Raw genomic sequence first — 25,932 nt, forward strand, 5'->3', positions numbered from 1 at the left:
TAGTGATTGAAACTTATTTGCTACAAAAACGGTGACCATGCAGGAGCACGAACTCGACCATTTGTTGCTGGTAATCGAGCTTTAAAGCGTCCATCAATTGAAACCATCGAAAGAACGTTGGTCTTATTGTAGATAGAGCTATAAATAACCATCCCACCATTTGGGGCGATGCTTGGTGACTCATCAAGTAGAGTCTTCGTCAGTACTTGTACTGAACCTGTCTCCAAATCTTGCTTCGCTAAGTTAAAGCCAGAGTTGGAACGATTCACCATAACAAGGAACCGGCCATCAGGTGTAATCTGTCCGCCTAAGTTTTGACTCCCTTGCCAAGTCAATCGGTTTGGAGCACCACCCGCCAAATCTACTTGATAAATCTGTGGTTTTCCACCTCTATCCGAAGTAAAGATCAAGGATTTACCATTTGGATGCCAGAATGGTTCTGTATTGTTCGATCTACCGCGCGTAATTTGTGTCAATTTACGCGTTGTGAGATCCAACGTATAAACTTGCAGTGAACCTGACTTAGATAGCACCAAAGCCAGCGTATTACCATCAGGAGAGAATCGTGGCGCACCATTGTGACGAGGGTATGACGTCACCTTCTCTCGTTTGCCAGTGTAAATATCCATGATGAAAATTTCAGCTTGCCCATTTTGGAAGCTGACGTAAGCAAGCTTTTTGCCGTCTGGAGACCACGCTGGTGACATCAGCGGCTGTTTAGAACGCAAAACTAAACGTTCGTTGTAACCATCATAATCCGCGACACGCAATTGGTACGGATAGGTTTTGTCTTTCTCATTGACAACGACGTATGCAATTCGGGTTAGAAACGCGCCACGCTCACCCGTTAGCTCTTTATAAACTAGGTCGGAAATACGGTGGGCATATTCCCGCATCCGCTCACCAGGTACTGTCGCACGTTTATTGAACAGGATATGATCTTGTGAAAGAACCAGCTCACCTTCGGCATTAAGCGCTTTGCTTTGACCTTGGGTTAACTGTCCACGAATCACATCTACTAACTGATAATTAATCAGGTACGTGCCATCTGGTTGTTGTGTGATACTGCCCGTCAGCAATGCATCGACACCTAGACCAGTCCAAGAATCAAAATCGATTTCTTTATCACTGTAGGGAGTCTGTGGCATCTTACTGGTTGGGACTGGGCTGAATTTGCCACTTCTTTGTAGGTCTGAGGCAATCACAGCCGACATATCATGGGGTAACTTGCTCGCACCTTCCCACTTAAATGGGACAATGGCAATTGGGCGCGCTGAGTCAATACCATCGGTAATCACCAGCTCCAATGCAGCATTCGCTACATTCGTGATACTGCTTAGCAGTACAAACATTCCTAGTAGAAAGCGTTTAATCACGGCTTATTCCTTTTAGTCCAATGCAACAGTTAAGTTGATGTTTTTAAGTTGTTCGTTTACAGCGGATTCAGAAGATTTCGGGAAAGACCCTACCTTAGCGATTGCACTTTTGGCTGCCGCGCATACTCTTGAGTCACCACCCATAATCGTTACGCCTGAAACGAGCATATCAGACCCTGTTGGAATAAGTTTGATGTTAACCCGGCACTCCTTTCCCAACAGGTAATCATCCTTAATCAGCTTTCGCTGAATATTTTGAGTATAGATGGATGACATACGAGCAAGCTCATCAGCGATGAATTGGTTACGCGCAGAGCTATTTTGGTTTACTTCAGTTTCTAGCCCTGAAAATATGTCATTGAGCGCATCTTCTTGCTCTTGACGCTCTTGCTCTAGCCGTTGTAAACGTTCTTTCTCTTTGCGAGCTTTTTCTTTGGCTTCTCTCGCAGCTTTCTTGGCTTTCTCGGCGGCCTCTCGTTCAAGTCGAGCTTTTTCCTTGGCTTCTTTTGCGGCCTTTTCACGCGCAATACGTTCTTTTTCCGCTTTTTTGATCTCTTCTTGCTTGGCTTTACGCTCAGCTTCAAGTTTAGCAGCTCGCTCCTTTTCTTTACGAGCACGCTCTTCTTCCGCTTTGCGTTCTTTTTCTTTCTGAACGCGTTGCTTCTCAGCCTCACGAGCGGCTTTCGCTTCTTTTGCTTGCTGCTCTTTCAGCTTACGAATACGTTCTTCTTCCGCTTTGCGATTTTTCTCCAACTGTTCGCTTTCACGGCGAAGCTTATCGAGCCTGTCTTGCTCTTTTTTCGCCGCTTCTTGTCGTTGGCTACGAATTTGCTGCGCTTGCTGTCGAACGACAGCGGGATCGATAACCACGGCCTGAACCATTTGACCAGAAGGCTCAGGCTTAGACATGGTAAAATCTGCCCCCCAAACCAACGCAGCCACCAGTAAAGCGTGAAGCGAAACCGATATCACTATCGGCTTCTTGCTGTCGCTTTTTTTTCTAGGCTTACTATCTTTCATACACTAAGAAACGTTATTCCTTGATATCTGTCAGCAATCCCACTTTAGGGATCCCTGCGCGACTTAGCTCATCAAGAACCAGTACGACTTCGGCATAAGGCGTCGCTGCATCGCCACCAACAGCTACGGGAGAGTCCGGGCTAATCGAGCGCTCTGCTTTCACGCGTACAATAATGTCTTGCAGTGATAAACCTCGAGTCACTTCCTCATCATTGACGCTGAGCCCTAAGTTTCCATCGCGATCGATTTCAACAATGATAAAGCTGGCATCGCTATCACCGGCCATTTCTGACGCAGGTTTCGCTGTAGAGGTTTTTGGTAACTCTACGTCGACACCTTGGGTGACAAAAGGTGAAGTCACCATAAAGATGATCAACAGTACCAACATCACGTCGATATACGGTACGACGTTGATCTCGGCCGTCATCTTTCTCTTTTTACGTTGATACCCCGCCATTGCGCTTATTCCTTATGGCCGCTTTCACGCCCAGACATGGCTTGACGGTGCAAAATACTGTGGAACTCTTCAGAGAATGTGGCGTAGTTATGTTCTAACTTGCCCACTTTGTTGCTTAAACGGTTAAACGCCATAACGGCTGGAATTGCTGCAAATAGGCCCATTGCTGTTGCAACCAAAGCCTCAGCAATACCTGGAGCTACCATAGCAAGGGTCGCTTGTTTTACTTCACCAAGCGCGATAAATGCGTGCATGATCCCCCAAACCGTACCAAATAGGCCGATATATGGGCTGATAGAACCAACGGTAGCAAGAAATGGTAGACTGGTTTCTAACTCGTCAACTTCACGTGCAACAGCAACACGCATCGCACGCCCTGTTCCTTCCATAATAAAGTCAGGCGATTCTGAGTTAGATTTTCTTAAACGCGCAAATTCGGTAAAACCCGAGTAGAAAATTTCTTCTGTTCCACCCAATTCGTCTTTACGCTTTTTTGCGTTTTGATAAAGAATCGAAAGATCTGTCCCTGACCAAAATCTATCTTCAAATATCTCTGCTTCTTTTGCGGCACTAGACAACACTTTGCCGCGCTGGATGATCATGGCCCAAGAAGCAATCGACATGCCTAGCAAGGTCAACATCACCATTTTTACGAGTAGACTTGCTTGTAAAAACAGGTCAAGCATTGAAATATCAGCGGTCACTGTGGGTTAACTCCATAACTATTGATTGAGGGATCGCGATCGGCCTCATTTTCTCATTGTCGATACATGCTACCTTAACCATTGCCTTACACAATGTTTTACCCCCAGGATTTACGATCTCCTGACAGAAGGTTAACGAGGCCTTTTTCGTTTCTGCAATTTCCGTTTTGACCGTCAGGTGGTCATCTAAGCGGGCACCTTGCAGAAAATCGATGTCCATGTGTCGGACTACAAAACCGATGTTTTGTTCCAACAGAGTATGTTGAGAAACGCCAACACTGCGAAGAAGCTCTGTTCTGGCTCGTTCGAAGTACTTCAGGTAATTCGAATGGTAAACCACCCCACCAGCATCAGTATCTTCATAATACACAGTTACTGGCCACTCGAAATGTATTTGGCTGTCTTGCACGGCGTCCCCCTTTTAACTCGTTGAAGGGCTTTACTATAACTCAACTCGTTGCGGTTTAGGCAAAAGTTAATGAAGTGACATGAGTAATTGGATAAAAAAATAGCGCCAACTAAGTGAGTTGGCGCTATTTTTACTCATTTGGAGGTACTAAGAGTTAAAGCCATCTTAATAACGTTAAGTAACTCAGAATCGCTAATGAAAAGTATGGGCTGAATAGAACCTGCCAATACCAGTTACGTGGTTTAAAGCTAAGCCCAAATACCATACTTGAGCATATCGCCCAGATCATTAATGGTGAGATGATCGCGTTAAAACCGCCGATAGATTCGGAGTACACTTCTGGATCCCACATGACCAAAGCCACATGATAAAAACCCAAAATGAGAGACAAGACCCTAAACAGGGCCTTATCTAGTGGTGCATGTAGCTTGGCTACCTGCGCAGCGAGATTACTCACTGTCTTGGTCCATCATTTCTGAGTGCTCTAACCAAAGAGCGTTGATGATACCGAATGCACAAGCAAGTAGTACACCTAGAATCCATGCGAAATACCACATAGTAATTGCTCCTTAGTAAAGTGAGTTTTTGTTGTCTTCGATGTATTTGTTATCCAAGCGGCCGAACATCTTGTAGTAAGTCCAAGACGTGTAACCTAGGATAACAGGAACCATGACTGCCGCTACGGCTGTCATTAGATTCAATGTTAGCTCTGAAGACGTTGCATCCCACATCGTTAGACTGTGGTTTGGCATTAGATCTGAAGGCATGATGAATGGGAACATCGCAAAGCCCGCAGTTAGGATAACACCCGCATTACCTAAGCTCGACGCTAGGAATGCAATGCCACCTTTTTCAAGGCGAGACGCCAACACAGCAAGCAGTGGCATTACCACACCCAGTACTGGTGCAGCCCACATCATCGGATAAGTCTCGAAGTTGTTCATCCAAGCACCTGCTTCACGAATTACTTCTTTGTTCAGCGGGTTAGACGCAGCGTTAGCATCGATTACGCTAGTCACAACATAACCTTCGATACTTTGAATCCAAAAGCCAGCGGCAACAAACGCAGCCACAGTCAGCAGACCCATTAGCTGAGCAACGTTACGTGCTCGTGTGTGAACTTCGTCTGTCGTCTTCATTTGTAGCCATGTTGAACCTTGCATCAGGATCATGAACAAGCTAACCAAACCACACAGTAGAGCAAATGGGTTCAGCAAACCGAAGAATGAACCGTGATACGTTGGCATCAGGAAGTCACTCAGTTGGAACGGAACACCTTGCAGCAAGTTACCAAACGCAACACCAAAGATGATTGGTGGAACAAAGCCACTGATTGAGATACAGATATCCCAAGAATTACGCCATTTTTTATCTTCAATCTTAGAACGATAATCTAGACCAAGCGGACGTAACCACAATGCAGCAAGCGTCACGATCATCGCTAGGTAGAAGCCTGAGAATGACGTTGCATAAACCAAAGGCCAAGCAGCAAACAGAGCACCACCAGCCGTGATAAGCCAAACTTGGTTACCATCCCAGTGCGGTGCGATCGTGTTGATCATCACTCGACGCTCGTTGTCATTCTTACCGATAACAGGTACAAGCGCGCCCACACCCATATCGAAACCATCAGTAATTGCGAAGCCTATTAGCAGAACACCAATCAGTACCCACCAGATAAGTCGCAAGATTTCGTAATCAAACATATTCTGTCTCCTTGCCTTACGCTTCTACTTGGCGGCTAACTTTATCTTCTACAGAGTTAGCATTTTGCTCAAAGTGGTAACGACCAGTCTTCAGACTGCTAGGACCCTTACGAGCAAATTTCACCATTAGGTAAACTTCTGCAATCAAGAACGCTGTATATAACGCGATGATCGCGAATAGCGATGTCCAGATCTCACCAGCTGTTAATGCTGACGCCGCAACGTGAACTGGCAGGATTTCACCAACTGCCCATGGCTGACGACCAAACTCAGCAACAAACCAGCCAGCTTCAATCGCAATCCAAGGTAGTGGAATGCTCAATAGCGCTGCTTTCAGGATCCATTGTTTTTGTTCAATCTTCTGACGACACGTTTGAACAAACGCTGCACCGAATACGAATAGCATGATAAAGCCACATGCAACCATCAGGCGGAACGACCAGAATAGAGGCCATACTGTTGGGATAGAGTCATCCGCTGCAGCTTGGATTTGATCTTCTGTCGCATCTACTACGTTGTCTGTGTAGCGCTTAAGTAGAAGGCCGTAACCTAGGTCACCTTTCACTTCATCAAATGCAGCCATGTTTGCTTCTGACTTGTCACCTGCGCGAAGTTTTTCTAGCAGTTCGTATGCGTACATACCAGTGCGGATACGTTCAACGTGCTCATCACGAAGGTCTCGTAGGCCCGTTACTTGCTCGTCAAATGAACGCGTCGCGATGATGCCCATTACATAAGGGATTTTAACTGCGTAATCAGTGTGCATGTCATCTTGGTTCGGCAAACCAAACACAGTAAATGCCGCTGGTGCTGGCTCTGTGTGCCACTCAGCTTCGATTGCCGCCAGTTTCACTTTTTGAACTTCACCTAGCTCGTAACCAGACTCATCACCTAGGACGATAACAGAAAGGATTGCTGCCATACCGAAAGACGCTGCAATAGCGAAAGAACGGCGCGCAAATGCAACGTCACGACCTTTCAGTAGGTAGTATGAGCTGATGCCTAGAATAAACATTGCACCCGTTGTATAACCCGATGCTACCGTGTGTACGAATTTAACCTGAGCAACTGGGTTTAGAACGACCTCAGCAAAGCTCACCATTTCCATACGCATGGTTTCGAAGTTGAACTCAGCACCCACAGGGTTTTGCATCCAACCGTTGGCGATTAGGATCCAAAGTGCAGAGAAGTTAGAGCCAAGCGCTACAAGCCAAGTTACTACAAGGTGTTGACGCTTAGTCAGACGATCCCAACCAAAAAAGAATAGACCAACAAAAGTTGATTCTAAGAAAAAGGCAACTAGGGCTTCGATCGCGAGAGGTGCACCGAAAATATCACCTACGTAATGCGAATAGTACGACCAGTTTGTACCAAACTGGAACTCCATGGTAAGGCCTGTAGCCACACCAAGCGCAAAGTTAATACCAAAAAGCTTACCCCAGAACTTTGTCATGTCCTTGTAGATTTGCTTATCCGTCATTACGTACAGAGATTCCATGATGGCTAGTAAGAAAGCCATACCTAGAGTCAATGGTACGAAGAGGAAGTGATACATCGCTGTCAGTGCGAACTGAAACCGCGATAGATCAACTACGTCAATCATGTTTACTCCTATGTGTCGGCTGAAGACACTCTCTACATTTCCACTGCATAAGTAAGCGTTATTCAAACTTAAATATTGTTGCCAAATGACGACATATTGTTGCGAAAATGTACCGTAACGGTTAGTTAATTGTTAAGCATCAGCTAATATAGCTGGCGCTAATATTACTGCTAAAAACAGATTGTTTCAAAAGGTTTATGGGAGAGGTCTGTGTTGATTTACATCAAATTACACGCGTCAATTTTGCTTAAAAAAGCAACATTTTGATCTACATCAACATAAATAAAGAGGAGTTGTTAAGGCCACGTAGAGATTAGAGTTATTTAACTATTTATGCAGCGCAATTACGCAACATATACTACAAATTGGTTACTTAATGAATTGTCAGAATTGTGATTTTGATCAGTCAGGAAAAAATAAGGCCAGCTTGATAAGCTGGCCTTGAAATCTTATTTTTCAATTCCGAAATGAAGATAAGCTCTATCGGTCGCAATTCGACCTCTTGGTGTCCTTTGTAAATAACCTTGCTGAATTAGGTAAGGCTCAAGGACATCTTCAATGGTATCCTTCTCTTCACCAATGGCCGCTGCCATATTATCTAAACCAACAGGTCCCCCACCAAACTTCTCCATAATTGCGAGCAATAGCTTTCTATCCATATAGTCGAAGCCTAGGGCGTCCACATCAAGCATATTAAGTGCTTTATCTGCTGTCTCTGAACAAATATGACCGTTGCCTTTCACTTCGGCGTAATCTCGCACGCGTCGCAGTAATCGGTTTGCTATACGTGGTGTTCCGCGAGCCCGTCGTGCTACTTCCAGTGCACCTTCGCTGTCCATAGACAAACCCAGGCAGTCAGCACTGCGCTGCACAATGTTTTGCAGATCGGGGATCTTGTAGTATTCCAGTCTTTGCGTAATACCAAATCGGTCACGAAGTGGTGACGTTAATGAACCCGCACGGGTCGTCGCACCGATCAAAGTAAAAGGTGGAAGATCGATCTTAATCGAACGCGCAGCTGGCCCCTCACCAATCATGATGTCCAGTTGGTAGTCTTCCATCGCTGGGTAGAGAACCTCTTCAACCACAGGGCTAAGGCGATGAATTTCATCAATGAAAAGAACATCATTCTCTTCAAGGTTGGTTAATAACGCCGCCAAGTCACCTGCTTTTTCTAGTACTGGGCCTGACGTGGTGCGGATATTGACGTCCATTTCATTGGCCACAATGTTCGCCAAGGTGGTTTTACCTAAGCCAGGAGGACCAAAGATAAGTAAGTGATCCAACGCCTCTTCACGAAGCTGCGCAGCTTTGATGAAAATTTCCATCTGATCACGAACGTGGTCTTGGCCTTTGTAATCTTCAAGCTTTTTCGGTCGGATAGCGCGATCGATAACATCTTCGTCACGGTAAACTGGATTTTCTGGCGCAATCAAGCGATCCGCTTCAATCATTGCTTATAACCCTTTAATTAAACCATTGATTTCAGTGCTTCGCGGATCAGCTCTTCACTACTCATGTCTGATGTCATGACTTGCGAGACCACTTTAGAAGCTTGAGTTGGTTTGTAGCCCAATGCTAATAGTGCACTAATGGCTTCTTCTTCCGCATTGTTCTGCTCAGCTTGCGGGGCACTATCGGCTGGCGCGGCATCGGTAAATGGAGTAAACAGATCGCCTGCTCCCCACCCTTTTAGACGATCTTTCATTTCAACGACTAAGCGCTCTGCGGTTTTCTTACCAACACCCGGTAATTTTACCAAGGTTGATACATCTTCACGTTCCACGCACGCCACAAACTGAGTGGCTGTCATACCAGAGAGAATGCCTAGACCCAATTTAGGCCCAACACCATTCGCTTTTATCACTTCACGGAAAAGCGCACGTTCTTTTACTGTGTTGAAACCGTACAACAGCTGTGCATCTTCTCGAACAACAAAGTGGGTGTAAACAATGGCTTCTTCACCCACATTAGGCAATTCGTAGAAACAGCTCATTGGCATTTGTACTTCGTAGCCAATGCCGTTGACTTCAATGAGCAATTCAGGGGGTTGTTTTTCAATAAGAGTGCCGCGCAAACGTCCAATCACAGTAAATTCTCTTTGGAAATAGGTTTGCGACAGAATAATAAAGAACTGGATAGACATCCAGTTCTTTATTATTGATAGCAGTATTTTTGACAGATATGGGCAGGCTTAACGATAACGACCGCGACGGGCGCTGGTTGCTTTACCTGCCATAGCCGCCAAGGTTTTATTGGTGTTGGCATGACAAATAGCCACACCAAGCGCATCCGCTGCATCGGCTTGAGGTTTGGCAGGCAGTTTCAGCATGTGCTGAACCATATGCTGCACCTGAGATTTGTCCGCTGCACCTGTTCCAACGACGGCTTGCTTGATCAATCGAGCGGCATATTCATAAACTGGCAAGTCTGCGTTCACTGCGGCAACAATCGCACTTCCCCTCGCTTGACCCAACTTAAGTGCGGAGTCTGCGTTTCTGGCCATAAACACTTGTTCAATAGCGAAAACGTCTGGTTGAAACTGGGTGATGATTTCTGAAACGCCGGCATAGATCTGTTTCAATCGACCGGGGAGTTCTTTTTCTGAAGTTCGGATACAGCCACTGCCTAAATATTGTAGATGGCGGCCTGTTTGACGTATGACTCCGTATCCCGTAATTCGAGAGCCGGGGTCGATACCGAGTATTACTGACATTGAAACCTGATCGTCATATGTATTCACTCAGAGTATGGTAAATCAGACGAGCCACTATATCGAGGTAATTATCGCTCGGCTAGACAACCCAGATGCTAGACTAACTTGGATCACTTGGGTTGGTTCATCTGCCAACCTTTCTCCGCTCCAATAATCATACCAATAGACAGGGTGTTCCGAAGTCAGCGTCACCTCTCTGGCGGGTTGATGATAGTTGAACAAGCAATGAAGTACATTTCGCTCGGTGACACGCAAATAAGCATGATGCAAATTTAACGCGGTAAAACGCGCTGTTTCTTGGCTGTGTTTATGCCTTAGAACCAGCTTAGCGAGCGTACTTTTGGCAAATGGTGTCAGTTCTGGTAAAGGATCTCCCGACAATAAAACACCACCGCTTGCTAATAAAACATTGCGGTGAAATTCATAGTACTGACGCTCTGTCGCTTGGTTTGGCAGAGAGACAAAGGTTGCACAGTCTGGGTCGATTTGCCACAACCTGCGATGCTGCCAACTGCGATAAAACGTTTCTTGCGCTATCTGTTTAAAACGAGATTCACTACGCTCCACATCATCAGAAACACGCATTGCATCAACAAACCCTAAAGAAGGCCACATCGGCGCATTGCAGCCTAGTATCCACGCATCTCCGGCACCCTCTGCAATCGCTTCCATTCCCATGCGATATGCTTGGACACCTGTCACGCCACTTTGCAGACGCTTTCCTTTCAATGTCCCCCAGTAATTGGCATCCAGCTTAAACAGCTCTATCCCCCATTCCTCTCTCATTGTTCTCACAACAGAAGAGATATGTTCTTGCACCGCTGGGTTAGACATGTCCAATATGTACCAAGGGGTGCAACGCCATCCTCCGTACGTCACCTCTTCTGCTTTTAACAAGCGGCCATCTTGATGCTTTACAAACCAGTCAGGATGACGCTGGAATAATTCTGATTCCGGCTGAGCAATAAAGGGTGCCAACCAAATAGCGGGCTTTTTACCGCTGTCTAGAATGGTTTGGATCACTGCTTTAACACCAGAAGGGAACTTGTCAGACGGCGTTAACCAATCGCCCATAAAGGCCTGATAACCATCATCAATCAACACGTAGTCGAGTGCCGTTAACTCGGTCTGCATCAACGCCAAGTTATCCAAAATATTCTGTTCGTTAACCTGATCATAGTAGGCGTACCAAGAACACCACCCCACCGGCGCATTCTGCGTAACCCCGTTACGCCTAGGGTGATGGGACTCAATACAATGGCAGTATTCATCAAATAAATGAGATAAAGACGCCCCTTGCAAGAACACGATCGATTCAAACGAATTTGTCGACCAATCTTGAGGGTGCGTGTTTTCGCCATCGAGATAAGCATTGATCCAGATACACTCGTCTTTCTGCTTGATCTCAAAGTAACCAGCAAAACGCTGGCACGAGGTAAAACCAAGTAGACTGTAGCCCATCGAACTTTCGATAACTAAGTAATTGTAGTAACGCTTAGGATCACAGGGGGGATAAATGCGGTAAGTGGTGCTGTTGTCCGGGCAACGACCAACATCTTCCGGGTGAGAGAAAGTACCCGTCGTTTGGGCCAACATTTGGAAGCCATCACCCAAGAGTACAGCGCTTCGTTCAAAATCGAAGATGGTTTGGCAAAGCAGATAGCGCTCACCTAAAACGTCATTGCTTACGCCTTGGTAAGAAAAACTCAGTTCATTCTCGCTTTGCTCTACCGCAACATCAAAATTAGGAATATGAATGATACGACTATTCGGTAATTGTATTTTTTGAGCCATACCCGGATCCCTTTCATGGCAACCAATTAACTTAATTAGAGCACCAGCGGTTACTATTGTCTATTTCATCAACAGCGCATTTAGTCTGGCTTATCACGTTTTTTAACTAAGCCATGTGACCCATACAAACGTGTGTTCAAAGATTAGGCAGAAGGAGAGGAATAAAAATGAAAAGGCCCTTCACTCCGAAGGGCAAAAAGGCAGTGGATTATTAAGCCAAAGCATCCTGCTTTAATGAAAAACGGCCCGCACGTGCAGGCCGTGAACAATTTTGCTTACGACTTAAAATGCGTATTCAAGCTTGAAGTATGACTCAATGTCACCCTTCTCTCGGCCTTTTAGTGCTTCGCCTTCGTCAGACACGTGGTAAGCAACATCCACAAGTGCCGTGAAGTTTTCTGTGAAAGAGTATGCACCACCAAGGTTCACTGCTTCACGACGGTCTTCTACTTTCGCGTAACCTGCCGCTAGGTAAAGTGCATCCATCGAGTAACCTACCGATGTGTTGTAAAGGTCCACTTTAGTGCCATTAGCCAGTTTTTCTTCAGCGTAAGTCGCACCAATTGCCATAGCGCCAGACTTAAGAACACCGTTTACTAGGTAAAGCTCGTCTGTTTCGCCTTCTTTTTCGTCGTTGTTTTCGTAACCCGCGTTAAGCAAGAAGGTTTCGTTCTCATAACCTAGGTAGCCGTTGAAACCGCCCTGACGGTCTAGAGAGTCGTAGTTACGGTCACCGTAGTATGAGATACCGTATTTAACGCCTTCTTTATCGCCTTCAAATTTTACAACCTGACGAGCGTCAGATGCATCTGAAGGAGAAGATAGGAATTCAATCGTTAGGTCGCCTGCGCCATCTACAGCATCAAGTGCTGTATCATTTGCATAACCAACAGACGCTGTGCCTAGGTTTGTTTTGTAACCAACCCAAGTATCAGTGATGGTAAATGTTGCATCAGTAGTGCCGTAGTCATCTTCTAGATCGAACTCACCGCCAAACTTACCAACAATGTTGCCATTTTCGTAGTTTGCAAAGATATCAAAACCAGTGACTTCGCCGTTGTATGCATTACGGCCTTCACGGTTTGAATCTGTGTAACCACCTAAAGCAAATTCACCAGAGACTGTGAACTGTTCACCAGAAAGCGCTTCAACTGCTACAGCTGAACCTGCAACAAGAGATAAAGCGACTGCTACTGCTGTCTTTTTCATTTTATTTGTTCCTATAAATATTTATTTAGAGCGTTAAATACCACTTGCTCGCTCTGGTGGAGCAAAATAGTGTCAAACTAAATAATTAACAAATAAAACAATACAAATAGTTCTAATTCATAAGCTTAATTAACCAGCACATTTATCAATAAATCTAAAAATCGCACACTAAACACGCAAACACTTCATCAAAGGGCGACTCTGATCACATAAACAATTCTTATCGAAGCTAAATTACAAACTGCGGTAAAAGTGGTTCTGTCACCACTACCAAGTTTAAAAATCAACCAGACTAGCAGACTGTGCTCGCTAAACGGCCTCGTCTTAACGCCTTTGGGCATGTCATTCTGACAGGTGAGTCTTTTGTCGCCGTCTTAGTTAATAAGCCAGAGGGAACAGGTAAAAATCATGGTGGGCTGAGCCAGGCAGACGCTTTGGTAGCGTATTCTATTGTTCAGATATTCAGACAAAAAAATACCAGCCATAAGGCTGGTATCAATTTAAATCGAGTCAGTGTTATGCCACTTCGAGTGGACCACCAAATGATGTCACTGGCGGAACCTTACCTGTGAACTTCTCAAACTCTACAATACAAGTGTTTGCAGACGTTGCCTGAGCCAGCTCAGAAGTACCGATATCCATTGTCAGTGTATTTGGATCACCGTAAGTACAGATAGCACCTTCTTTCTCATTTAGAGGGCCATACCATGCACCTTCTTCGATACGGATAACACCACGTGGGTAGCTATCTGTCAGCACAGCACCAGCAAGAAGCTGACCACGGTCGTTGTATACGCGTACCAAATCACCGTCTTTAATGCCTTTTTCTTTGGCATCAATTGGGTTGATGTAGATAGGCTCACGACCCGCTACTGTATAAGTCGCACGGAACTCTTCTGACTCACACATTTGAGAGTGCAGACGCTTGTCTGGGTGACAAGATTGTAGCCAGAATGGGTATTTATCTGAACCCGGACCACCGTGAGAACGCTCTGTCTTTTCGAACCACATTGGGTGCTCTTGACAGTGCTCGTAACCGTAACGACCAATCTTACGTGACGTAATCTCGATAAAGCCTGACGGAGTACCTAGCGCGTTGATCTCTGGGTCTTTACGGAAGTCTGCATGACGAACCCAAGGTTGACCTTCACCAAAGTCTAGAACACTCTTCTCCCAGAACTCATCGAATTCTGGCATGTCGAATTTGCCTTTGTTTGCATCACGACAACCATCGTACAGTGAACGAACCCATTGCATTTCATCCATGCCACGAGTGTACTCTTTATGACGACCGAAACGGCGAGTTAGCTCGGTAAAGATCTCAAAGTCAGTCTTAGACTGGAACAAAGGATCCACCAGGCGATGCATTGCAAGCAGGCCTTTACCTGAGTATGAACCGTAAACGTCGATATCGTTACGCTCAAACTGAGTACACGCTGGTAGCACGATATCAGAGAAACGACAGCTCGCTGTCCAGGCAAATTCAATCGTTACAACCGTATGTAGCTGCTTGAATGCTTTCTTCATGCGGTTACGATCTTGGTGGTGGTTCCATGGGTTGTTACCCGAGATAACCATCATCTTGTAACCAGGAAGCTTCACTTTAGAACCGTTGTAACGGATCTCTTTACCCGGTTCTAGCAAGCAGTCTACCCAACGTGCAACAGGGATTGTTTTGCTGTAGCCGTTAAAGTCGTTGTTGTCCCATTTTGGCTTCATACCTTGGTCAAGGTTACGTGGGAAACCACCCGGCGCTGCAAAACCAGTCGAAGGAACACCGATACCTGAGTAGTGGTGACCATAAGAGATACCACCACCTGGCAGACCAATTTGGCCAACCATAGCGGCAACAACTGCTGCTGCCCAGTAAGGCTGCTCACCGTGTTCTTGACGTTGGATACACCAGCCCATCAGGATCTGTGTACGGCCATTCACAAGCATACGAGCAAATTCACGGATCTTGTCTGCGCTAACACCACAGATTTCCGCTGCCCACTCTGGAGTTTTCTCTACTTTGTCTTTCGACTCACCTTGAACGTACTTAATAAAATCAGCAAAGCCAAGACAGTAAGTTTCAATAAACTTCTTATCGTATAGGTCTTCGTTGTAAAGCACGTGTGCGATCGCCAGCATAAACGCCACGTCTGTCATCGGGTTGATGTACATGTGATCGTTTTGTAGGAAACGCTGTGTTTTGTTCTTCACTGGGTCAACCGAGATCACGTTGATCTCGCCCTTCGCAACTTTTTCTTTTAGCTGCTCTAGGTAAGGGAAAGACTGGTGAGTTTCACAGTTCCAACCTACCTGAAGGTTCTTCACTGGGTCATTTGCCCAAAGAACGATGTTGTCAGAGTTCTTAAGGATCTCAGACCAAGATGTACCTTGCGCGTAAACCTCTGTTGAGCCAAGTACGTAAGGCAAGATAGTTTGGCCAGCACCCGTTGAGTAGTCACCCACTTTAGTGATGAAATTACCGTGCATACCCACAGCGCGCTGCATGTGGCTGGTACAGCTGTGGAATTGACCAGTTTGACGCCAACCAGTTTGGCCTGCGTGCAGTGCCCATGGGCCGTAGTCTTTTTGCACACGCTCTAGCTCGCGGTAGAACAGATCCAAAGCTTCATCCCAAGTCACACGGATAAAGCGGTTATCACCACGTGTTTCCGCGCTGTATTTGTGCTTTTTAAGCCAGTCTAGGCGAACCATTGGGTAACGAACACGTGAAGGGTTGTAGATGATACCCTTAATGCCGTTAATCATCTCTGACGGGTTAGTATCTGCCTCTAGCGGCTTGATCTCTTGAACTTTACCCGCGTATACGTGGGCGCGGAACGCGCCCCAGTGAGAACCTGAAACTTTCCAGGTTCCTGTTGTTTCAGCTGCGCTTGCAGACGCTGAGGCCAATAAGCTTGGACCGATTACTGACGCTGCACTAGTGGTTGCTACACCTTTAAGAAAACTTCTTCGTGTAATAGCCATTTCAATTACTCCATCCGACGCTTATTAGTGGTGACCTTCAGCAAAATCTGAAGAGTGCTTCTGTAGGTACTTCAATACAAGTGCTTCACTGTCTGTATCGAAGTTTACGAATGCAAGCATACCGTTGAACATGCCTGGCCATGTATTCGCGTCAAAGTGCGCTTCATCTGGCTGAGTGTGACAAACCGAACAGTTTGTTTTGTATGCTTCTTCCGCTTTTTCCCAGATAGGCGTTACGTCATTAAGCATCGCTTCTTTCTTCATCCAAACATTTGCTGCGACTTTTTCCCAAGGTAGACCCGTCATTTCGTCGATTTTCTTCTCGCCAGCCGTTACGATTTCATCGCTTAATGCCGCTTCTTTAAGCAGTGAACCTACCGCGATGTTCATACCGAAGTCTTCTTGAATTACACGACCAAAGCCTTTCGCTTTACGCCAGCCGTCAATCTCAACGTGAACCATGTCACCCTGCTCTTCTAAAACAGTCACTGTAGACGCAGGATTAAGTAGGCCTGCTTCTTGAGTTGCTTGAGCATCAAAGTAAACCGGTAGGTGACGAACACTCACTAGTGCCTGACCAGCAGAGTAATCAGTGCTTGAAGTCATTTGCTCTAGCTCACCCACGATACCACCGATGCTATCCATACCTGCTGGAAGTTGGTGCGCGATACCTTTGTGACAGTCAACACAGCTTTGATCTTTCTCTGCTGCTTGCTTCATTTGAATACGAGCAGTTGGAGACATTTGCTCAAAATCCATCGACGCGTAGTTGTGACAGTTTTTACATTCAAGTGATTTATTGGCAGAGAAACGATCCCATTCGTGTTTTGCTAACTCAATTCGGCGCTCTTCAAAGACACCTGGTTCGTCGTAGTTACCAAAAACTTGTGCAAATACTTCTTTAGAAGCCTGCATCTTACGTGCAATTTTGTCTGTCCAGTTGTGTGGAACGTGGCAGTCAGGACAAGTCGCGCGTACACCAGAGTGGTTTTTCCAGTGCACTGTTTCTTGTAGTTCAACGTATACGTTGTCACGCATGGTGTGACAGCTAATACAGAATTTTTCCGTGTTTGTTGCTTCTAATGCAGTGTTAAAACCACCCCAGAAGATAACACCGGCAATAAAGCCGCCCAAAGTCAGCACACCAAGGCTGATATGGACTGCAGGGCGCGTCATAGTACGCCACAGTTTGACGATCAATGATTTCATAGTTTGCTCTCTTAAAATCTTTTCAAAAATGTGGAAATGAGCTCACTGGCTTACATGCCATGCGCACCCGGTGGACCAAAGAAGAATACTTGCAGCATCCAAACTATAAATCCGTAGCCCCCAACGAAAGCCACACTCAGAATCGGAAAGAGAACAACCGCAATGAAGAGGAACGACTTCCACTCCAGAGAGCGTTTTTCACCGCCCTCGATTTTGTTAACATCACTCATACATTTGCCTATTTTGTATTTAGTGTTCTAGGTTAGCTTTTTTGCTAAAGCTAATATTTTTTTACAATCTCTAACTGAAAATGTTAGACCATAGTAATTGTAAGGTTCAATATTTTCCTGCCTTTCATACCTTGTTATTCAACACTTTTTTGCGCTCATCCAGAGATGTGTTTGATTAAAAAACCATATGTCAGAGCATGTGAAAATATTAAGAAATATGAACAACAAAAACCCACAAAAAAGAACAACAAAAAATTAACAATTGGTTTGATTTTCAACTTACTAACGCCCATTTACCGAGAAAAAAATTCCACTTTAGAACGTGATTTCAGCGTAAAAACAACTGGATTTGTTAACAAAATGATACGAGAAATGCGGTATTAAACGAGGCAAACCACATTGTCAAAAGTGGCCAGTAGCTGTGATTTAGAAAGCGAGATAAAATCCATATCTCGCTAGACGGAGTAGCAATAATGAATAGTGTGGTTGATATATCTTGGCCGATCCTCGGAGTCTTCTTTAGCACGCTTCTCGTGCCTTTATTGATAAATCAGTACTATCAACTTGGCATTGCAAAGGATACTTTCGTCAGTATTAGTCGAATGACAATTCAACTTATATTGATCGGCATTTATCTAGAGTACCTGTTTGAACTCAATAATGTAGGAGTCAATATTGCGTGGCTGCTTGTGATGACGGCTATCGGCTCAAGCGCCATTCTCGATAAAGCGAAACTGCCGAAAAGGCGACTATTCGTACCCGTTTCTGCTGGTCTGTTGATAGGCCTAGCCCCGATGCTAGCGGTTATTTGCCTTGTCGTCGTCAAACCCACGCCACTTTATAGCGCCCAGTACCTCATTCCTTTGGCGGGGATGCTGCTTGGGAACTCTATTGGTGGGAACATTGTGGCACTGCAAAACTTTTTTACCGCTTTGCAAGAGAGAGTTCAGGAGTACGAGGCCGCCATTTCACTCGGCGCATCCCCTAAGTATGCAACCCTACCATTTTTGCGCGAAGCCATTCAGAAATCACTCGCCCCAAATCTTGCATCTATGGCGACAAGTGGACTAGTCACATTGCCCGGTATGATGACAGGTCAAATATTAGGTGGTGCCAACCCAATCATCGCCATTAAGTATCAGCTGATGATCATGGTAGCTATCTTCGTCATGATGTCAGTGTCGATCAGCATCTCTTTGAATTTGGCTATCAAAACCGCCATCCATCCTCACGGCAGAGTACTCATAGCTCCTAGAAAAGAGGAGTAGATAATAAGCTCTAACGTGCCACAAAGATCTTATCCACAGAATCTGTGGATAACCGTGGTGATACATACTTAGTGCCTATAATCTATTGTTTAAAAACCACGCACTTGATTTCGCTTCTAAAACTAAACTTTATGCCGAGAGTCGTAATATGTTTGTCATTTCAGTTCGATAGGTTGAGCGTCAGTGGCAAACAATAAGGAATGATGTCATGCACCTACTACACTGGACTGAGCAAATAAAAAACGGTGAAAGAGAAGACGAGGATCTGAGAAACTGGCTGTTAGATCAACCAGAAGGACTAGTAACGGCAGAAGAGCTTTGTTTAACCCACTAAAGCATCAAATTAGGGAGAAGTACTAGATAGCCTTCTCCCAAGAATATTCATTAATCACGCAAGTAGATCAACCAATACCACATCCCAACAAAAACGCCCCCACCTATGATATTGCCTAAGGTCACTGGCACTAAGTTGTTCAGAATGAAGTCCACCATATTGAGATCCGCGTAATCGGCAATGTTAGCCCCTGTCATCTGCCAGAACTCTGCGGGCGCGAAATTCTTTATCCCAATCGCCAACGGCACTTGGAACATATTGGCAATACAGTGCTCGAAACCTGCTGATACAAACATCGCAACAGGCAAGACCATCACCGCTATTTTGTCAGTCAGTGTGCGAGCACTGAATGTCATCCAAACCGCAATACACACAAGCACATTACACATAACACCTAGGGCAACCGCTGACAAAAACGTGTGGTGCAATTTGTGCTGAGAGATAGCCATCGCGTTTAAGCCTACTTGGCCATGGTCAAACATATATTGTTTCGTCAGCAGCATACATACAACCAGTAGAGAGGCACCAACCAAGTTGCCACCATAGACCACGGCCCAGTTTTTAAACAACATCTTCCAAGTAATTTTACCACTCGCACGAGCAACCAACGTCAGCACCGAACTGGTAAATAGCTCTCCACCTGTCACAACAACAAGGATCAAGCCTAAACTGAAGGCCAATCCACCGATCAGACGAGTCATTCCCCAAGGTAAATCAGCGGCACCTGTCGTGACGATGGTATAAAAAACAAAAGCAATGCCTATGTGCAGGCCGGCAGAAATTGCCAATAAAAAAGACTTAGCAGGATCTTTGGTTGCTTTTCCCACCCCTACTTCTGCGGCACGCTCAGCCATTTGTGGGGGAAGCAAAGAATCGAATTGATTAAGGTTCATCATTATGGAAACATTTTGAAACATACGGACACTGGGCGCGGATAATTACTCGAAAAGTGATCAATTTCAAGCATTATATAGCGCGCTAGATAGAATAGTTCTTAATTCCAATTTTTATCACAATGACCTACAGTTTAATCAATATTAAAATTAATAAGCAAAGATCAAAGAAATTTTATTTTAATCTAATTATCAGTAACTTAATTACGGAACACTATTCATAAGTCTTATTAATTCGCCACTTAACCTTAATCATTTCAATTAATACTATTTTAACTAAAAACAGCCCCTGCCCTTACGCAAGATTATTACACCATTCTTGATGACAAGTTATGTTACCAACATGTATTACGAGTGTTTTTATTCTCAATAAATTCATGGCCCAGCTAACACTTCTATTCAAAGGTAATTGCTGCAAAACAAGGGGCGAACTATGGTGAGAATATCTGTTCCAATAAGGATTTAGCAATGAAGTACACTCCAGATCACCTCGCAGAACTTAACCTTTTGCTCCAGTTTGATATCAGCAGTTCGGCCACAGGAATCAAAGTACACAACGACGCTTCTGAAGAAATGCAAGCCGCAGTACAGCGCCTGTATGCCAAAAATCTATGTACTCTGCCAGACGGTGGCTACCTAACTGACGAAGGTATCGAGGTTGCCGAGCAAGCAGACAAAGTACTCCGTGTACTTTCCAGTTAAATTGTCTCTACAAAATAGAATAAAGGGCCAGATAGGCCCTTTATTTTTATTTACCTTTTCCTCTATGTTTTTTTACGCCTTTCTTACTCGCTGGCAGAACTACCGCTTGTCTTCTATTCCCAACACCAGCTTATATGGCTGATATTTATCAAACCACCAGTTAAAAGCGAGCGCGTAAAAAAAGAAGAATGCTAAAAACCCAGCTTCAAGTAACATCGCGTTCATCAAACTTATCCCCAAAAACCAAGCAATCACAGGCACAGTGATGAAGATCAGGCCGCCTTCAAACCCTAAAGTGTGGGCGATCCTCTTTTGCAATGATCGTTGCACGCGATCTTGACCAAACAAGCGATCAAACATCATGTTGTAGTAGTAGTTCCAAAACACGGTAAACAGGCTCAGGCCAACCCCAACCAGCGCTATGTCGCTAGCGCCTTTTCCTGTCACGATAGCCGAAACAGGAATGACAATCGCTAATGCAATCGCTTCAAATAATACCGCGTGAAACACTCTTTCTTTGGATGTCATCATTACTCTCACTTTTCCGATTTCGTTGCGCTTATTATCATCAATATTTAAGATGCTTAATAATTAGATAGCATCAGTAAAAGTGATATGTTTAGCATCGAACAACTCCAAGCTTTTGTCGCTACTGTTGAGCAAGGCTCATTTTCTGCCGCCGCGCGTACGCTCAATAAGGTACAATCGGCCATTAGCCAGCACATCATCAATTTGGAAATAGACAGCGGTTTCCCTCTCTTCAACCGAGAGGGGCGCTACCCAGTATTGACCGAAGAAGGCAAACAGCTGTTACCCTACGCGCAAGCAACGTTGCAGCAGCACAACCGCTTAAAACAGAGCGCAGAGCAAATTTTCAAACAAGAGCATACTGATCTTTGTATCGCTATTGATGAGGGCATTCCTCTCAATCGCTTGTCGGATGCAATCAGTCAAGTAAGCACTCGCTATCCTGGTGTTAACTTTGAATTATTGTCTGCATCGAGTGTCGATATTATTGAACTAGTGGAATCGAAGCGGGCTTCTACTGGTTTGCTGTTCTCAGAGGTCGATTTACCTACTGGGATTGACTTTGAGTCCGTGGGCAGTATCCAATTCGACGTCTATGTTTCAAGCAAGCATCCCCTTGCACAATCCACATCTGATAACTTGGAGACACTGACCCTCTTTCGTCAATTACTCATTCGCTCCAAAACCAGTAAAACCAGCAGCTTCCAGAAAGCATATAGCCCAAATGTGTGGTACGCAGATAACTACTACATTCTGATGGATTTAGTTGCCAAAGGCTTTGGCTGGGGAGTACTGCCAAGCCATATGGTTCAACCCTTGTTAGCGTCCGGCGAAATCATCCGAGTGCCAGTAAAATTTAAACAATTAACTTGGCATGCTAATGTAGACGTTATACAGCACCCTGCATTCAGCGCTTTACCCATTCACAGCATGCTGAGAGCAGAAATACGCAACCTATTAACAGGGAGTTAAGTGTGAAGACGATAACTATAGTTGGTGGAGGATGGCTTGGCCGCCCTCTTGCGCACTACCTTGAAACGATCGGACATAAAGTTTTTGTAAGCAAAACGTCGATAGAAGGTGTCAATGCACTGGAAAGGGAGCACCTTAGAGCATTCCAACTTAATCTGGACGACGACGTGGCATTGGTAAAAGAACCTTTGCTCGAAAGACATTCTGATATCGTTATCGGTTGTTTTCCACCAGGCTTTCGAAAAGGCCAAGGCGCCGAATACGCAGTGCAGTGGAAAAAGCTGGTAGACGCGTGTCAACATGCAAAAGCAACACGTATCGTTATGGTGAGCTCAACAACCGTCTACCCAAATCAAGCGAAAGAGATGGCCGAAGAGGACGCGGCACTTGAGTTAGCGAGCGACAATGATGCTTTTTCAGCTAACGCTAAAATTATGCTGCAAGCTGAGCAATACGTGAAGGAGTCAGGTATCCCTTACGGCATTGTTCGTTGTAGTGGCTTAGTGGGCCCAGATCGTCATCCATCTCGATTCGCGTCGAAATTGAAGCAAGTCAGCGATCTCGCGCCAGCTAATATGCTGCATTTAACCGATGCTATCGGCGCAGTAAGTTTTGTTTCGACTATGGAGAAAAGCGTGGTGGTAAATGCGACAACGCCAAATACCGTTAGCAAAGCAGAGTTTTACCAAGCAGCACTGAACAGTGTGGGCTCTGACGAGAACTTACCTCCGATTGTACATATTGCTGACAAACGCATTCTGGCCGATTTGCTTATGGATCTGGGCTATCGTTTCCACCACCAGCATACACTTGAATTAGTCGAATAGGTCAATCATGAAGCTATACCAGCATATTGAAAACTTGTGGGCCTATATGCAGCTAGACGATAGCCTGATCAAATCGGATTGTATTTTCGTGCTTGGTAGCAACGACATTCGGGTCGCCGAGTATGCAGCCGGTCTTTACCTTGACGGTTGGGCTGGAAAATTGGCTTTTTCGGGCGGCGTCGGCAGGTTAACTGAAGGGGTGTTTGAACAGACTGAAGCAGAAACGTTTGCTCAAATTGCGCTAGATATGGGCGTACCTAGTAAGGATATTCTGATCGAAAACCAAGCAACCAACACGGGTGAAAACATTTTGTTCACAGCCCAGTTATTTGAACATAGCCAACTAACATTCGATCGGCTTATTTTGGTTCAAAAACCTTATATGGAAAGAAGAACCTACGCGACGTTCAAGAAGCAGTGGCCCACTAAATTCGAGAGTGTTGTGGTGACATCACCCAAGATAGCGTTTCATGACTACTTTAATGATGAGATAGACATTGATACGACAATCAGAGCCATGCTTGGTGATTTCGAGAGAATTAAATCTTACCCTGCGCTTGGTTTCCAAATCGAACAGCATGTCCCTGAGGACGTTGAAGTATCTTACCAAGCACTCAAAGCCGCGTTTGATCAGGTTTGATCAGGTTTGATTGATTTAAGGTCACATCTAGTAATAAAAAAGCCAGATAGAATAATCTGGCTTTTCAATTTAGTTCGCAGTTCTAGTGTATAGCAGCTTCTTTCTCACTCAGATACTGAAACTTCAGTTCATCATCTTTGAGCTCGACTTTCACCGTACCACCATCAATCAGGGAACCGAACAGCAATTCGTTGGCCAGAGGTTTCTTCAACTGGTCCTGAATAACTCGTCCCATTGGTCTTGCACCCATGGCTTTATCATAACCTTTCAATGCTAACCAATGGCGAGCATCGTCGGATACTTCCAGAGAAACACCACGAACATCAAGCTGTGCCTGGAGCTCCACAATGAACTTATCAACCACCTGATGAATAACATGCTCATCAAGGCTGTTGAACCAGATAATATTATCCAAACGGTTACGAAACTCAGGAGTGAAGACTTTCTTAATCTCAGCCATGGCATCGTGGCTATGATCTTGCTGGATCAAGCCGATCGATTTCTTAACGGTTTCCTGTACACCCGCGTTTGTGGTCATGACCAAGATGACATTACGGAAATCCGCCTTGCGACCATTGTTGTCAGTCAGTGTACCGTTATCCATAACCTGAAGTAACAAGTTAAAGATATCAGGGTGAGCTTTCTCAATCTCATCGAGCAGCACAACCGCGTGAGGGTGTTTGATTACCGCATCGGTCAACAAACCACCTTGGTCGTAACCAACATAGCCAGGAGGCGCACCGATAAGTCGACTCACTGAATGACGCTCGCCATATTCAGACATATCAAATCGGAGTAGCTCAATACCCATCAATTTAGACAACTGAACCGTCACCTCTGTCTTACCCACACCAGTAGGGCCAGCAAATAAGAACGAACCAACGGGTTTATTATCAGCACCCAATCCAGCACGGGTTAGCTTAATGGCTTCGCTGAGTACATCAATGGCATTGTCTTGGCCGAATACCAGCATCTTCATCTTCTTGCTAAGATTCTGAAGAACTTCTTTGTCAGACGACGAGACGGATTTCTCAGGGATGCGTGCCATTTTGGCAACCATCGCCTCAATATCCGCAACCCCCACTGTTTTCTTTCGACGGCTGGCTGGCGCTAGACGGCTACGAGCACCGGCTTCATCGATTACGTCAATGGCTTTATCGGGTAAGTGACGCTCATTGATGTATTTCGCGGACAGTTCTACCGCCGCACGAAGCGCCTTGTTGGTATAACGAACTTCGTGGTGTGCTTCATATTTTGGTTTTAGACCCATCAAGATTTTGGTTGTGTCATCAACCGATGGTTCAACAACATCAATTTTTTGGAAACGACGAGACAATGCACGCTCTTTCTCAAAAATATTGTTGTATTCCTGATAAGTTGTTGAACCAATGCAACGCAGTTTACCGCTACTTAGCAACGGTTTGATAAGGTTTGCCGCATCAACTTGACCACCTGATGCTGCGCCAGCACCAATGATGGTGTGAATTTCATCAATAAATAGGATCGCGTCACTTTCTTTCTCCAGTTGCTTCAAAATAGCTTTGAAACGTTTCTCGAAGTCACCACGATACTTAGTGCCTGCCAGCAATGAACCAATATCTAGCGAGTAAATAACGCTGTCTTTGATAATCTCAGGCACCTGGCCTTCAACAATTCTCCACGCCAAACCTTCGGCAATAGCGGTTTTACCTACGCCCGCTTCACCCACCAACAATGGGTTGTTTTTACGGCGACGGCAAAGTACTTGAATTGTGCGTTCTAGCTCTTTCTCGCGGCCAATCAACGGGTCAATTTGGCCTTGTTGCGCGAGTTGATTCAGGTTCGTTGCAAAACTCTCTAGTCGCTCTTCAGAATTCACTTCTTCCACATTGCTATCGCTGCTGAATGAGTCAGAGGAAGACGCATCATCACCTTGGCTAGAAGCCTTAGTGATACCGTGAGAAATAAAGTTAACGATATCTAAGCGACTAATATCATTCTTTTTCAATAGGTAAGCTGCGTGTGATTCTTGTTCACTGAAAATTGCCACCAAGACGTTGGCGCCAGTGACTTCACTGCGTCCAGAGGACTGAACATGGAATACCGCACGCTGTAGTACTCGCTGGAAACTCAAAGTCGGCTGAGTTTCACGAGATTCGTCATTTTCAGGAATGAGAGGTGTTGTTTGATCAATAAAAATATCAAGCTCATTGCGCAGTGCTTCAATGTCTGCTTGACAGGCTTGTAGTGCCTCTCTCGCTGCATCGTTTTCCAACAATGCTAACAGGAGGTGCTCGACAGTCATGAACTCATGTCGTTTATCACGAGCGCGGGAAAACGCGCTGTTTAGGCTCGACTCTAATTCTTTATTCAGCAT

26 protein-coding genes are annotated in these 25,932 nt (G+C 45.1%); 6 read left to right on the plus strand and 20 right to left on the minus strand.

Features of this window, described 5'->3' with window-relative positions; translation table 11 throughout:
• Positions 1 to 20: 20 nt before the first annotated feature.
• The 17 genes from tolB to torE all read right to left on the minus strand — a co-directional run bounded on the left by tolB (position 21) and on the right by torE (position 17,412).
• The gene (tolB, locus tag VNE01S_RS10860) at positions 21 to 1,352 is read right to left on the minus strand and encodes a Tol-Pal system beta propeller repeat protein TolB (RefSeq protein WP_373278548.1); all 1,332 of its coding nucleotides are present in this window, start codon (positions 1,350 to 1,352) and stop codon (positions 21 to 23) included.
• A 36-nt stretch (positions 1,353 to 1,388) separates the two neighbouring features.
• A complete protein-coding gene (gene tolA, locus VNE01S_RS10865; RefSeq protein ID WP_053393830.1) occupies positions 1,389 to 2,396 on the minus strand; it encodes a cell envelope integrity protein TolA in 1,008 nt (335 codons plus the stop codon).
• Between the two features lie 13 nt (positions 2,397 to 2,409).
• Positions 2,410 to 2,853: a protein TolR gene (tolR, locus tag VNE01S_RS10870; RefSeq protein ID WP_053393829.1), complete on the minus strand. Its 444-nt coding sequence runs from the start codon at positions 2,851 to 2,853 to the stop codon at positions 2,410 to 2,412.
• 5 nt (positions 2,854 to 2,858) lie between these two features.
• Positions 2,859 to 3,557: a protein TolQ gene (tolQ, locus tag VNE01S_RS10875; protein WP_053393828.1), complete on the minus strand. Its 699-nt coding sequence runs from the start codon at positions 3,555 to 3,557 to the stop codon at positions 2,859 to 2,861.
• Positions 3,547 to 3,966 (minus strand): tol-pal system-associated acyl-CoA thioesterase, encoded by a 420-nt coding sequence (gene ybgC / locus VNE01S_RS10880; protein WP_053393827.1) that lies wholly within the window; start codon positions 3,964 to 3,966, stop codon positions 3,547 to 3,549. Before ybgC ends, tolQ begins: the two co-directional genes overlap by 11 nt.
• A 154-nt stretch (positions 3,967 to 4,120) precedes the next feature.
• On the minus strand, positions 4,121 to 4,423 hold the full coding sequence (ybgE, locus tag VNE01S_RS10885; protein ID WP_053393826.1) for a cyd operon protein YbgE: 303 nt from the start codon (positions 4,421 to 4,423) through the stop codon (positions 4,121 to 4,123).
• Entirely contained in the window at positions 4,416 to 4,523 is a 108-nt protein-coding gene (gene cydX, locus VNE01S_RS10890; protein ID WP_061781641.1) for a cytochrome bd-I oxidase subunit CydX, read from the minus strand. Before cydX ends, ybgE begins: the two co-directional genes overlap by 8 nt.
• Before the next feature lie 12 nt (positions 4,524 to 4,535).
• Positions 4,536 to 5,672, minus strand: coding sequence for a cytochrome d ubiquinol oxidase subunit II (cydB, locus tag VNE01S_RS10895; protein WP_053393825.1), 1,137 nt, complete (start codon positions 5,670 to 5,672; stop codon positions 4,536 to 4,538).
• 16 nt (positions 5,673 to 5,688) lie between these two features.
• Positions 5,689 to 7,275: a cytochrome ubiquinol oxidase subunit I gene (gene cydA / locus VNE01S_RS10900; RefSeq protein ID WP_053393824.1), complete on the minus strand. Its 1,587-nt coding sequence runs from the start codon at positions 7,273 to 7,275 to the stop codon at positions 5,689 to 5,691.
• A 449-nt stretch (positions 7,276 to 7,724) separates the two neighbouring features.
• A complete protein-coding gene (gene ruvB / locus VNE01S_RS10905; protein WP_053393823.1) occupies positions 7,725 to 8,729 on the minus strand; it encodes a Holliday junction branch migration DNA helicase RuvB in 1,005 nt (334 codons plus the stop codon).
• 17 nt (positions 8,730 to 8,746) lie between these two features.
• The gene (gene ruvA / locus VNE01S_RS10910; RefSeq protein WP_053394076.1) at positions 8,747 to 9,364 is read right to left on the minus strand and encodes a Holliday junction branch migration protein RuvA; all 618 of its coding nucleotides are present in this window, start codon (positions 9,362 to 9,364) and stop codon (positions 8,747 to 8,749) included.
• A 105-nt stretch (positions 9,365 to 9,469) separates the two neighbouring features.
• Positions 9,470 to 9,991 carry a crossover junction endodeoxyribonuclease RuvC gene (ruvC, locus tag VNE01S_RS10915; protein WP_053393822.1) on the minus strand — a complete coding sequence of 174 codons (522 nt, stop codon included), beginning with the start codon at positions 9,989 to 9,991 and terminating at the stop codon, positions 9,470 to 9,472.
• A gap of 54 nt (positions 9,992 to 10,045) precedes the next feature.
• Complete coding sequence (locus VNE01S_RS10920; RefSeq protein ID WP_053393821.1) at positions 10,046 to 11,785, minus strand: glycoside hydrolase family 36 protein; 1,740 nt, start codon at positions 11,783 to 11,785, stop codon at positions 10,046 to 10,048.
• 282 nt (positions 11,786 to 12,067) lie between these two features.
• Positions 12,068 to 12,994 carry a porin gene (locus VNE01S_RS10925; protein WP_053393820.1) on the minus strand — a complete coding sequence of 309 codons (927 nt, stop codon included), beginning with the start codon at positions 12,992 to 12,994 and terminating at the stop codon, positions 12,068 to 12,070.
• Positions 12,995 to 13,510: 516 nt separating this feature from the next.
• The gene (gene torA, locus VNE01S_RS10930; protein WP_053393819.1) at positions 13,511 to 15,973 is read right to left on the minus strand and encodes a trimethylamine-N-oxide reductase TorA; all 2,463 of its coding nucleotides are present in this window, start codon (positions 15,971 to 15,973) and stop codon (positions 13,511 to 13,513) included.
• Positions 15,974 to 15,997: 24 nt separating this feature from the next.
• Complete coding sequence (gene torC / locus VNE01S_RS10935) at positions 15,998 to 17,182, minus strand: pentaheme c-type cytochrome TorC (RefSeq protein WP_053393818.1); 1,185 nt, start codon at positions 17,180 to 17,182, stop codon at positions 15,998 to 16,000.
• A gap of 50 nt (positions 17,183 to 17,232) precedes the next feature.
• Positions 17,233 to 17,412, minus strand: a complete 180-nt coding sequence (gene torE, locus VNE01S_RS10940; protein WP_053393817.1) for a trimethylamine N-oxide reductase system protein TorE — start codon at positions 17,410 to 17,412, stop codon at positions 17,233 to 17,235.
• 473 nt (positions 17,413 to 17,885) lie between these two features.
• Between torE and VNE01S_RS10945 the strand changes: the two genes are divergently transcribed.
• Together VNE01S_RS10945 and VNE01S_RS19710 are read left to right on the plus strand one after the other, a co-directional pair.
• Positions 17,886 to 18,680, plus strand: coding sequence for an ABC transporter permease (locus VNE01S_RS10945; RefSeq protein ID WP_053393816.1), 795 nt, complete (start codon positions 17,886 to 17,888; stop codon positions 18,678 to 18,680).
• Between the two features lie 208 nt (positions 18,681 to 18,888).
• Complete coding sequence (locus VNE01S_RS19710; protein ID WP_281178092.1) at positions 18,889 to 19,014, plus strand: hypothetical protein; 126 nt, start codon at positions 18,889 to 18,891, stop codon at positions 19,012 to 19,014.
• A gap of 50 nt (positions 19,015 to 19,064) precedes the next feature.
• Here VNE01S_RS19710 and focA read toward each other — a convergent pair whose 3' ends face one another.
• Entirely contained in the window at positions 19,065 to 19,907 is an 843-nt protein-coding gene (focA, locus tag VNE01S_RS10950) for a formate transporter FocA (RefSeq protein ID WP_053394075.1), read from the minus strand.
• Positions 19,908 to 20,375: 468 nt separating this feature from the next.
• On the opposite strand from focA, the gene VNE01S_RS10955 reads away from it, so the two are divergent.
• Complete coding sequence (locus tag VNE01S_RS10955) at positions 20,376 to 20,609, plus strand: TIGR02647 family protein (RefSeq protein ID WP_053393815.1); 234 nt, start codon at positions 20,376 to 20,378, stop codon at positions 20,607 to 20,609.
• Positions 20,610 to 20,708: 99 nt separating this feature from the next.
• Here VNE01S_RS10955 and VNE01S_RS10960 read toward each other — a convergent pair whose 3' ends face one another.
• Complete coding sequence (locus VNE01S_RS10960) at positions 20,709 to 21,137, minus strand: PACE efflux transporter (RefSeq protein ID WP_053394074.1); 429 nt, start codon at positions 21,135 to 21,137, stop codon at positions 20,709 to 20,711.
• 87 nt (positions 21,138 to 21,224) lie between these two features.
• Between VNE01S_RS10960 and VNE01S_RS10965 the strand changes: the two genes are divergently transcribed.
• From VNE01S_RS10965 to VNE01S_RS10975, 3 genes are read left to right on the plus strand one after another with little or no spacing between them, the layout of a single operon-like run.
• Complete coding sequence (locus VNE01S_RS10965; protein ID WP_053393814.1) at positions 21,225 to 22,109, plus strand: LysR family transcriptional regulator; 885 nt, start codon at positions 21,225 to 21,227, stop codon at positions 22,107 to 22,109.
• A 2-nt stretch (positions 22,110 to 22,111) separates the two neighbouring features.
• Positions 22,112 to 22,936 carry an NAD-dependent epimerase/dehydratase family protein gene (locus VNE01S_RS10970; protein WP_053393813.1) on the plus strand — a complete coding sequence of 275 codons (825 nt, stop codon included), beginning with the start codon at positions 22,112 to 22,114 and terminating at the stop codon, positions 22,934 to 22,936.
• Positions 22,937 to 22,943: 7 nt separating this feature from the next.
• Positions 22,944 to 23,576 carry a YdcF family protein gene (locus VNE01S_RS10975; RefSeq protein WP_053393812.1) on the plus strand — a complete coding sequence of 211 codons (633 nt, stop codon included), beginning with the start codon at positions 22,944 to 22,946 and terminating at the stop codon, positions 23,574 to 23,576.
• 82 nt (positions 23,577 to 23,658) lie between these two features.
• Here VNE01S_RS10975 and clpA read toward each other — a convergent pair whose 3' ends face one another.
• Entirely contained in the window at positions 23,659 to 25,932 is a 2,274-nt protein-coding gene (clpA, locus tag VNE01S_RS10980) for an ATP-dependent Clp protease ATP-binding subunit ClpA (RefSeq protein ID WP_053393811.1), read from the minus strand.

Origin of the sequence: Vibrio nereis NBRC 15637, from assembly GCF_001591105.1 — a bacterium.
Classification (GTDB): Bacteria; Pseudomonadota; Gammaproteobacteria; order Enterobacterales; family Vibrionaceae; genus Vibrio; species Vibrio nereis.